Annotated in this window: 10 protein-coding genes and 1 pseudogene; 3 read left to right on the top strand and 8 right to left on the bottom strand. The window is 67.7% G+C overall.

All coding sequences use genetic code 11. The features are described from left to right. The 8 genes and pseudogenes from WDW90_RS32000 to WDW90_RS31965 form a co-directional block, all read right to left on the bottom strand. Positions 1–407 (bottom strand): annotated as a pseudogene (locus tag WDW90_RS32000) (class I SAM-dependent methyltransferase); the annotation flags it as partial. A 131-nt stretch (positions 408–538) separates the two neighbouring features. Beyond that, the gene (locus WDW90_RS31995; protein ID WP_336491631.1) at positions 539–1,474 is read right to left on the bottom strand and encodes a DUF5996 family protein; all 936 of its coding nucleotides are present in this window, start codon (positions 1,472–1,474) and stop codon (positions 539–541) included. 61 nt (positions 1,475–1,535) lie between these two features. Then, on the bottom strand, positions 1,536–2,483 hold the full coding sequence (locus WDW90_RS31990) for a ring-cleaving dioxygenase (RefSeq protein ID WP_336491630.1): 948 nt from the start codon (positions 2,481–2,483) through the stop codon (positions 1,536–1,538). 31 nt (positions 2,484–2,514) lie between these two features. Continuing rightward, entirely contained in the window at positions 2,515–3,132 is a 618-nt protein-coding gene (locus WDW90_RS31985) for an alpha/beta hydrolase (RefSeq protein ID WP_336491629.1), read from the bottom strand. A gap of 84 nt (positions 3,133–3,216) precedes the next feature. Beyond that, on the bottom strand, positions 3,217–4,146 hold the full coding sequence (locus tag WDW90_RS31980; RefSeq protein ID WP_336491628.1) for a ring-cleaving dioxygenase: 930 nt from the start codon (positions 4,144–4,146) through the stop codon (positions 3,217–3,219). Positions 4,147–4,175: 29 nt separating this feature from the next. Further along, positions 4,176–4,775 (bottom strand): NAD(P)H:quinone oxidoreductase, encoded by a 600-nt coding sequence (gene wrbA, locus WDW90_RS31975; protein WP_336491627.1) that lies wholly within the window; start codon positions 4,773–4,775, stop codon positions 4,176–4,178. 205 nt (positions 4,776–4,980) lie between these two features. Beyond that, positions 4,981–5,457: a LysR substrate-binding domain-containing protein gene (locus WDW90_RS31970; RefSeq protein WP_336491625.1), complete on the bottom strand. Its 477-nt coding sequence runs from the start codon at positions 5,455–5,457 to the stop codon at positions 4,981–4,983. Positions 5,458–5,882: 425 nt separating this feature from the next. Next, complete coding sequence (locus tag WDW90_RS31965; RefSeq protein WP_336491624.1) at positions 5,883–7,139, bottom strand: MFS transporter; 1,257 nt, start codon at positions 7,137–7,139, stop codon at positions 5,883–5,885. Between the two features lie 424 nt (positions 7,140–7,563). Here WDW90_RS31965 and WDW90_RS31960 point away from each other — a divergent pair, with 424 nt between their 5' ends. From WDW90_RS31960 to WDW90_RS31950, 3 genes are all read left to right on the top strand, one after another. Next, positions 7,564–7,692 (top strand): hypothetical protein, encoded by a 129-nt coding sequence (locus WDW90_RS31960; RefSeq protein WP_336491623.1) that lies wholly within the window; start codon positions 7,564–7,566, stop codon positions 7,690–7,692. Between the two features lie 907 nt (positions 7,693–8,599). After that, on the top strand, positions 8,600–8,878 hold the full coding sequence (locus WDW90_RS31955; RefSeq protein WP_336491620.1) for a hypothetical protein: 279 nt from the start codon (positions 8,600–8,602) through the stop codon (positions 8,876–8,878). Between the two features lie 154 nt (positions 8,879–9,032). After that, on the top strand, positions 9,033–9,821 hold the full coding sequence (locus WDW90_RS31950; protein WP_336491618.1) for a PAS domain-containing protein: 789 nt from the start codon (positions 9,033–9,035) through the stop codon (positions 9,819–9,821). The last annotated feature ends 83 nt before the right edge of the window (positions 9,822–9,904 follow it).

The raw sequence follows: 9,904 nt of genomic DNA, 5'->3' as shown, positions 1-9,904 counted from the left end.
AGGCTCAACGTGCGCTGGTCGCGCCCTGCGAAGACCTCGTGCAAGGGCGGGAGCACCTGCCGCCGGATGGCATTGGCTGACCCGTTGAACAGCACCTCGACTTGCGTGTCGTAGCGCTGCGCCGAGTCATCGGTCATCCAGCCGCCGGACTGGAAGTGGAAGTTCTGGAGATAGTAGCGGGGTCGCTTACCGCGCGTCTCTTCACTGAGCACCTCGCTGTGCTCACCGTTCTCGCGTCGGCGGTGGACCTCTGGCAGGTCCTGAAAGAACAGACGAGAGCGGCGGATGCGAAGCGCCAGCGAGCCGTCGTGATCGTCCGGCAGCGGGTAGATGCCAGCCTCGACATTGGCGAGGTCTCGCCGGAAGAGGGCCACCAAATCCTGGAAGAGGCGGTCGCGATCGGGCACAGGAGCACTGCTCCGGGCACGAGGGCGGGTACTCTCGGGGCCCCGCTCGCGAGCCAGCTCTGCCAATTCGCCTCACTTCAAGGCAGGCGCGACTAGCAGGCCTCGCCTCCGGCCGGAGTGACTGCGGACGCTCACACGAGACGCGGCTGTCTCGGGATGCCGGTGGGACATTCGAGCGCCCCGCGATCCCAACCGCCGAGCCCGGCCGCCGCCCGATAGGTGCTCTCCAGGAAGGCCATGACCGCTGCCTCCGGGTCAGGTGAGCGCCGCACGGCATCGTAGGGCAGCAGGAACTCGCCCAACTTCTCGTCAAAGTAGGCCGCCTCAGGGGATGGCCGCGCATCGCCAAAGCCGTCGGGCTTCGGGTACGCGTACGAGTAAAATGCTGGAAAATCGATGCCGTTGCCGCCGGGCCAGAACCCGGCCGATGACACCTCGTGGCTGTACGCCTCGCGCGTGACTGAGTCCGGCAAACCAGGGATGCCGCCGGGATGGCGCGGCGCGGGACGACCCGAGAAACGGGTCACCACCAGGTCGAAGCTGCCCCAGAAGAGATGCACTGGGCTCGCCTTGCCGAGGAAGCCGGTGCGGAAGCGCTTTAACACGCGGTCGACCGACACCAGCGCTTGGAAGTAGCGCGCCACCGCCTCGGCGTCGTAGGGCCGCTCTGCCCGGTCCTGCGTGAACGGGATGGGGTCCGGTACCTCGTTCGGCCGGCCGAAGTCGTCCGGCGTGGCGCCGAGCGACCGGAGCAGGTCGAGGAAACGCGCGTGGAACTCGGCCACGGACATCGGCCCGAGCGCGAACTCCGCCCGACGCCCGTCCGTGGCGACCCCGGTCACCGCGTGGCCGAGGATGTCGAAGGAGATCTCCACCCCTCCCGGACCGTCGGGGACGAGGGACGTCGTGAGGCCGCGCGCGTCGACATAGAAGGTCGCGTGCCAGGAATGGTTGACCCAGGGCGTGCGCGCGAGCCGGTACTTGCCGACGACCTGGGCATAGAGGTGCAGCGCGGAGCAGGTCTCGCGCCACGGCTCGTAGGGGATGTCGGGCCAGCCTGAGCTCACGATGTTCCTCCCTATTGAACAGCGTCACCGCCGGCGCGGGCCCGCCCCACGCCGGCAACCGTCAGTTCATCGGCAGGGGAACGAGCCCGGCCACGATCCGCTCCCTTTCAAGCTCAAGGAACGGCGGTAGGGACAGCCGCTCGCCCAGCGTCTCGGCTGGCTCGTCCGCGGCGAAACCCGGGCCGTCGGTGGCGATCTCGAACAGGATCCCGTTCGGCTCGTGGAAGTACAGGCTCTCGAAATAATAGCGGTCGACCGGGCCGGAGTTCGGCACACCCCAGGCGCCGAGCTTCTCCGCCCAGGCGCGGTACTGCGCCTTGTCCGGCGTGCGCAGGGCCAGGTGGTGAACGCCCCCGGCGCCCGGACGTGCCGGTGCCAGGTCCGGGCGCACAGCGACGTGCAGTTCCGCCGCCGGACCGCCCGAGCCCATCTCGAACACATGCAACGCGCCGGACGGGGTTGCCTCCTCGCGACGGCGTCGCATCCCCAGCAGGTTGAGCAGCACGAAGCTCGTGCCCTCCAGCGAAGGCACGCAGAGTTCGACGGGCCCGAGCCCGCGGATCTGGTACTCGGCCGGAACGGGGCTGCGCTCCCAGGAGTGACCCTCGCCCATCCCGCCGTCGTCGACCAGGGCGAGCCTCTGGCCCTCCGGGTCCTCGAAGTCGAGGACAGCCCGGCCTCCGCGCTCGACGATCCCGCCGTGCTCGACGCCCAGCTCGCGCAACCGGGCCGCCCACCAGTAGAGCGCGTTCATGCCGGTGACCCGGAGGCTGGTGCGACTGACGCTGTTCGTACCCCGGCGCTCCCGCTCGACCGGCCAGTCGAAGAACGTGATGTCGCTGCCGGGCGTGCCTTGGCCGTCGGCGTAGAACAGATGGTAGGCGGAGACATCGTCCTGGTTGACGGTCTTCTTGACCAGGCGAAGGCCTAACGTGCCCGTGTAGAAGGCGTGGTTGCGGCGAGCGTCGCCCGTCACGGCTGTAACGTGGTGGATACCGGTGAGGTGCATGGCATAGATCCCGAAAGGGTTGGAGGGAAGGTCAGATCCTGTCGAGCCACGCCTTCGCCATGGCCACGTCAGATTGGGAGAGGCCGTGACCCGCCGGCAGGATCTCGTGATCGACGGCGGCACCGGCCGCGGCGAGCATCGCCGCGAGCCGGGCGGCGTTCTCCGCCGGCACGATGGGGTCGGCGGCGCCCGAGAGGATCAGCACCGGCTTCCCGGCGAGATCGGCGCGAGGCGCCTCGGCGAGGGGCACCATCGCGCGCAGGAGCGCAGCGCCGGCCAGCACTTCCGGACGGAGGAGCAGGACGGCGGCGGCGATGTTCGCCCCGTTCGAGAAGCCGACCGCGACAGGCGCCGGAAGCCCGTAGGCTTCACGGGCCTCCACGATGAAGTCGGCGAGCTCGTCGGCGCGGCGACGCACGTCGGCCTCGTCGAAGACGCCCTCGGCCAGACGCCGGAAGAAGCGGGGCATGCCGTTCTCCAGGACCCGACCGCGCGGCGAGAGCAACGCGGCCCCTTCCGACAGCATCCCGCCGAGTGGGAGGAGATCGTTCTCGTCGCCGCCCGTCCCGTGCAGGAGCAGGAGTGGCGCCCGGCCCGGCTTCGTCGCCGGCTGGTAGCGATGGACGTGGGAAAGCTGGCTATTGGTCATGGTGCGCACCGGATGACGGCACCGGCCGGGGCCAGTGCCGAGGGATGTGAAAAGGTCGTTGGGCTGGCCGTGTGAGGAGGCGGCTCAGATGCCGAGGTCCGGGAGGACGGCCTCGATCTCCTTGCGCCGCGGCTCGTACTGCGGCGGCAGCTTCAGGGCCTGCCCTAGGGAGGACGCCGGCTCGTCGACCGCGAAGCCCGGGACGTCGGTCGCGATCCCGAACAGCACGCCGTTGGGCTCGCGGAAGTAGAGCGACCGGAAGTAGTTGCGGTCCTTCTGGTCGGTCGTCTGGATGCCGTGGTTCTCGATGAGCTTCCGGCCCATCGCCATCTCGGCCGCGTCGTCGACGGCGCGGAAGGCGACGTGGTGGACCGAGCCGCCGCCCTGCCGGCCGGACCGGGCCTCGGGATCCGCGACCAGGTCGACGAATCCGCCCGCGGTGGCGTCCGCCTTGAAGCGTGTGGCGGAGCCGTCGCGGTCGCCCTCGGCGAAGCCGAACACGTCGGTGAGGATCGCGCCGGTAGGCGCGCCGTCGCGGACCAGGAGGCGGACCGAGTGGAAGCCCCGCACGGCCCGCTCCGCAGGCACGCCGCTGGTCCAGGCCGGCTCCCCTTCGATGCCGGCGACGCCAACGAGGGCGAGGCGCATCCCGTCCGGGTCGCGGAAGGGCAGGATAGCCTCGCCGAAGCGCTCCTCGACCGGGTCGTGGGCGACGCCGCCGTAGGCGAAGCGCCGCTGCCACGCCTGGATGGAGCCGGCGGGGACCCGGAACGCGGTTTCCTGGGTCTCGCCGACCCCGAGCCGGCCGGGCGCGACGTTCGCCCAGGGAAAGAACGTCAGGATCGTGCCCGGGGAGCCGGCCTCGTCCCCGTAGTAGAGGTGGTAGGTGCCCGGATCGTCGAAGTTGACGGTCCGCTTCACCAGCCGGAGGCCGAGGACATTGGTGTAGAAGTCCACGTTGCGCCGCGCCGGCCCGGAGATGGCGGTGACGTGGTGGATGCCGTTGACGGACATGGCAGCTTCTCCTTGCCGACGCGGTGGGTTCAGGCGGTGAGCTTGGCGGCCGTTTGGGCGACGTGGCCACCGAGGTAGCGGGCGCCTTCGAGCTCGTTCGCGGTGGGCTGACGCGAGCCGTCGCCGCCCGCGATGGTGGTGGCGCCGTACGGCGCGCCGCCGGTCACCTCGTCGAGCCGCATCTGGCCCTGGAACGAGTACGGCAGGCCCACGACGACCATACCGAGATGCATCAGGTTGGTGATGATCGAGAACAGGGTGGTCTCCTGGCCGCCGTGCTGGGTGGCGGTGGAGGTGAAGGCCGCGCCGACCTTGCCATTGAGGGCGCCTTTGGCCCACAGGCCGCCCGTGCGATCGAGGAAGGCCGCCATCTGCGAGGTCATGCGACCGTAGCGGGTGCCCGTGCCGACGATGATGGCGTCGTACTCGGGCAGCTCGTCGACGGTGGCGACCGGTGCGGCCTGGTCGAGCTTGTAGTAGCTGTTCTTCGCCACTTCCTCCGGCACGGTTTCCGGGACCCGCTTGACCACCGCCTCGGCCCCGGCGGCGCGGGCTCCCTCGGCGACGGCGTTCGCCATCGTCTCGATGTGGCCGTAGCTGGAATAGTACAGGACCAGGATCTTGGGCATCGAAGACGCTCCCTCTCGTGTGCGTCGCCTGGGCGCCGCTGGATGATCAAAACTTACGGGCTGACCGGCCCGCCGAAAATGGAAACGATGGAAACTTACTGTTTCCAAAAAGCGGTCTGAACGGTACTCTGGTCATGAGGACGGACTAGTGCACGGTGGTCCGCCAAGGCGGCCACGCACATGACGCCCGCGCCCCTGGAACGCGTCAGCGATGAGAAGGAGCCGCTGCCGCCCCGCTGCAGCGTGGCTCCGTCTCCACGGCGAAACGGCTGGCCAAGGCGCCACGCACGTGCTCGCGGAACAGGCGGACGCGCATCGGCAACTCTCGCCCCGCCAGGCTGATCGCGCGGAGCGTCCCGCTGCCGGCAGCCCAACCCAGGAGCACGCGGACGAGGTCGCCGCCCTGGACGGCGCGGGCCGCTACCAGAATCGGGAGCTGGCCGACGCCTGCGCTGACGAGTGTGTGTCTCAGGACCGCCGCGAAATCGATCGCGAGGACGGCCGGCCGCAGCGCGACCGGCTCGATTTGGCCGCCGGCGGAGAGCAGTTGCGCTGTGGGCCCAAGCTTCTCGCGAGCGAGGATCAGGTCGTGCTCGGCGAGTTCGGGCAGCCCCGCCGGGGCCGGACGGCGCTCCAGGTAGCCAGGCGAGGCGTACAGCCCGATGGCGAGCGAGGTCATCATGGAGACGCGGCAGCCAGTGTAGGCATCCGCGCCGCCCAGATGGAACCGCGACCTGAGAATAAAAGAATGGCGGGACCCACGTCCCGCCTCCCTGTGCGCGATCGCGCTAATGCCTATGCCAGCGCCTGATCCGGCGGAGCCTCCTCGCCACTGGACCGTTCGTGGTGCTGCATAGCCTCGCCTCCGAAAATCGGAGCGGAGCAAAACTCCGAACAGAAAGCCTCGCAGCGCCAAACGAGGGGTTACATACCGTGATATTACCTTGATGATTGTAAAATCGGCTTTTAGTATCCTGAATTAACTTTGCGATACGCCCCGAATTGCTAGGAAAACTGTGTTCGAACATAAGCATGACTGAAACGCCCGAAGATCCCTTTTCGCGGGGCGCACCCGGCGCAATCCTCGACGCCTCGACGCCTCCGGGTTCAGGGTGCCGTTCGCACCGGCCGCGCCCGGGTCAGACGGGAGCGCCGCTCCGCGAGAAGGGACATTGCCCAGATCGCAAAACCTCCGAGCGCCAGGGCCACCCCAACCCAGCCGGTCGCGGGCAGGCCCAACCCGGTCGCGAGCGCGAGACCTGCGAGCCACGGCCCGAGCGCGTTCGCGACGTTGAAGGCGGAATGGTTGAGAGCGGCCGCGAGTGTCTGCGCGTCCTCCGCTACGTCCATCAGCCGGGTCTGCAGGATGGTGGCGAGACCGCCGCCGCAGCCGATCAGGAACACCACGGGTCCGAGCGTCCACAGGCTCGCCGTGGCGAACGGGTAGAGGGCGAGCGCGCCCGCACTCCAGAGCAGCGTCAGGCCGGCCGCCGGCATCAGCGCCCGGTCAGCCGCCCAGGCGCAGGCGAGGTTGCCCACGGTGAGGCCGAGGCCGAACAGAGCGAGCACCGGCGGGATGGCGGTCGGCGCGGCGTGGGTGACCTCCAGCATCGTCGAGGCCAGGTAGGTGTAGACCGAGAACAGGCCGCCAAAGCCGATGGCGCCGGTGCCGAGCGTCAGCCAGACCTGCCCGCGCCGCAGCGCACCGAGCTCCCGTAAGGCGCTCGCCCCGGGGGCCGGGCTCCCGCGCGGGGCGAAGACCCGTACCAGCGTCGCGGTCGTCAGGGCGAGCAGGGCGACGAGGCCGAAGCTCCAGCGCCAGCCGGCGAGCTGGCCAAGGCCATTGGCGAGCGGTACGCCCACCACGGTGGCGACCGTCAGGCCGGCGATCACCCGCGACACCGCCTGGGAGCGGCGTTCGCGCGGGACGAGCGAGGCCGCGACCAGCGCCGCCACGCCGAAATAGGCGCCGTGCGGCAGGCCCGCGAGGAAGCGGAAGGCCACCATCCAGGGATAGCTCGGCGCCAGCGCAGAGAGGCCGTTGCCGAGCGCGAACAGTACCATCAGGCCGACGAGGAGGGTGCGTCGGGCGATCTTGGCTGCCAGCACCGCAATGACGGGCGCGCCGACCACCACGCCCAGGGCGTAGGCGCTGATCACGTGGCCGGCCGTGGGCGCGTCGATGCCGAGGTCGGGCGTAAAGGCCGGCAGGAGGCTCATCGCCGCGAACTCGGTCGTGCCGATGGCGAAGCCGCCCATCGCCAACGCGGCGAGGACGAGGGCCGGGTGAGCCCCTGGCACTGACGCGGCTGGTGCGGTCGCCGTGTCGAGAGGGGCGGCAATCGCCGGGCCTTGCGCGTTCATCGACTCTCCATCTGGCTCTTGCGAACTCTCATCCGGGCTCGCGCCCCTTCCGACCCGCAAAGCGATCATGGCTGGAGGTGACCTCCTCATGCCTGATCCCGCCCGGGACGTTCGCTCAAGCTAGTTCCCTGACGTGCCCCTGAGACGACCCTGCTCAGGCAAGGCTGCCCTGCAGGGACGCCACTAGCTGCGACGAACGCAGGGCAGCTTCACGCCTGCGCACGAGCCTTCCCACGCATGTCTATGCAGCGAAGCAGGCCTTTGAGATGAGGATGAAGATCCAAAAGGGGGCACTTTGAGATGGTCGTATGGGGCGCAACGAACGTCCGCTTCTGCGATTCTGATGCGGAAAGCGGCCCGACCGTTTCCGGCGATCTCCAGGCAACCGCTTTACGTCCGTTTTGGTCGTTCGGCGGATCAAGCGGTGTGCTTCCTGAGAAGGCCTGTCACGGCGGCCTTCGGGATCGAGCATCGCTTCATCGACCGCGACTTGGACGATCTCGATCGCGCCTACATGATCACGGACCCCAAGGGCCGGGCTGGCGCACACTGACTCCGTGTTCGACGGGATCCTCGGTCGTCGCCGGAGGAACAACCCAGGGATAACAGGGACAGAAGAAAACGATCTCTATAGAAAATGCTCCTGTTGTCCCCGGCCAAGAAGGGACGCGACCTACCCAGGGTCCAATCACGTTCTCGTCTGGGCCTAATTGAATGCGGGTCCGCTTCGCGGTGCGGGTAGAACAATTTGCCCACCTCGGTCTCGCTGACACATCCGATGTCGGCGGCTCATGACAGGGCAGGCCAAGCCTGAAATGGAACCCTTCGCCGATGATGCCGACGATGTCGATGTATGAGACCGCGCCGGGGCGGTCGTGCCGCCCCGGGGACCAAACACGATCAGGAGAAGAAGAGACAGGCAACACTGTTATTTTCCTATCATAACCTGCCTGTTGTCCCGGCGGCCCACGACGATGGAGGCGATTGCCCAACTGCCTTCTTGAGAGGGCCCCACCATGGGGCTCACCGGGGTGCCGGCGCGGCCTTGATCCGGGTCGACAGAACCCAGGAGCCTCTCTTCATTGAGCCGTATGTCATCACTCGACGACAGCGTACGATGCGGTGTGAACGCCGTCGTCACGCAGTGTCAGACCGGCCAGCCTTGTTCCTTCTCGACCAGCTAGTCCCGACCTCGCGGTCCCCTGGACCGGCATGCGACTCGCCGCCCTCTACAAGCCATTGCCGACGAAAAGGGAGACAGCGTCCTCATTCATGACGAGGTCGGGCGCCGGCACCGGCGCGGACCAAACTGATGGCACCGATAACATCTGTTAGCGCCGCCGCGCGCGCTCACGATATGTTGGCATGCCACATGCCAAGCGACTCTCTCGGATGCGGCTTTGGCACCGTGGAAAGCGGGGCTGAAAGATCACCCGCGATGTGAGATGGAGAGACGCGCCTTGGCCGAAGCTACTTACCTGAACGAGAACAAATCGCCTCAGATAAAGAAGGCTCTGGCCGAGTGTATGGCTGGTGCGCGAACTGCTGAAATCAAGGCGCGAAACTACCTCAAGCTCTCGCAGGGCGAGCAGGACGACACGATCTATGAAGCGTGTCGCTCAATGCACCGCTTCTATAACGCGCTGCACGAGTTCTTCTTAGAGGAGCAGCGCGCAATCGCTGTGCTACTAAACACGCGCGAACAAGGCACCTCGTCGGAGCAGAGCGTGGCTGCCTGACGGGCCGGGGTCAGTGTCTGTGCGAGTTTAGGAGCGTCCGTATAAGGCACTGCCATTGCATGAGCAGATTCGGTTCCCACGTACTCGCGACAGACGGAGCAACCGGAATGCTGCCTGCGGGCATGTCGTGGCCCGCCGGTCGAGGGAGAACGCCTTGAGGTCGGACGAATCTGACTACGTGCTCGACGCGCCGGACCGGGGCTGGTGCTACGAGCCGTCTCGGGCTGAGTTGTTCAAGCAGATCAAGTCGCCGGCCTACACGACCGACGCGGATGGCTGGCTGACCTACTACAACGAGGCGGCGGCCGATCTCTGGGGCTACCATCCTGAACTCGGCAAGACTCGCTGGTGCGGTTCCTGGCGGATCTTCACGACGGAAGGCGCGCCCCTGCCCCTCGACCAGTGCCCGATGGCCGTCGCGCTGAAGGAGGGTCGTGCCGTGCGCGGGGTGCAGGCCGTGCTGGAGCGGCCGGACGGGACGCTGATCCCCTTCATGCCGCACCCGACGCCTCTGCGGGATGCATCGGGCGCGGTCCTGGCCGGCTCCAACGTGCTCCTGCCGCTCACCGCGCCAGTTAGGCCGCCGCCCTTCGATTTGAGCGGAGAAGGCCCGGCTGAAGCGTTGCCCGCCGATCTGCCGGACGGGCTCGAACTCGACGACCTGACGGGCTGCCTCCAGATGACACTGGCCGCGCAGGCTGATGTCGAGTTCGGATTCCGGATCGACTGCGAGCGCCTGGAGACATGGTCCGGCCCGAAGGCCGAGAAGGAGCACATCATCGGTCAGCTCGAGGGCAAGCGGCAGAGACATCGCGACTTGCTGAACAAGCGGCTCGACCTGCTCCAGCTGCGGGCCAAGCGGCTCATGGGACAGGCTCAGGACGGCGGGACGGTCGCGAGGATGATCGTAGATCCTCGCAACACCCTTCTGATCCTCCTCTGAATGAGTGGACACCTCTGCTACGCTCCCATGGGGGCTGGAAGGTGTCTGATGGGGACAACGAAACGAACGTTCACGCCGGAGTT

Origin of the sequence: Methylobacterium nigriterrae (genome assembly GCF_037106235.1) — a bacterium.
Lineage (GTDB): Bacteria > Pseudomonadota > Alphaproteobacteria > Rhizobiales > Beijerinckiaceae > Methylobacterium > Methylobacterium nigriterrae.
The sequence above is the reverse complement of the archived record's forward strand: the minus strand, read 5'-3'. Positions and strand labels throughout refer to the sequence as shown.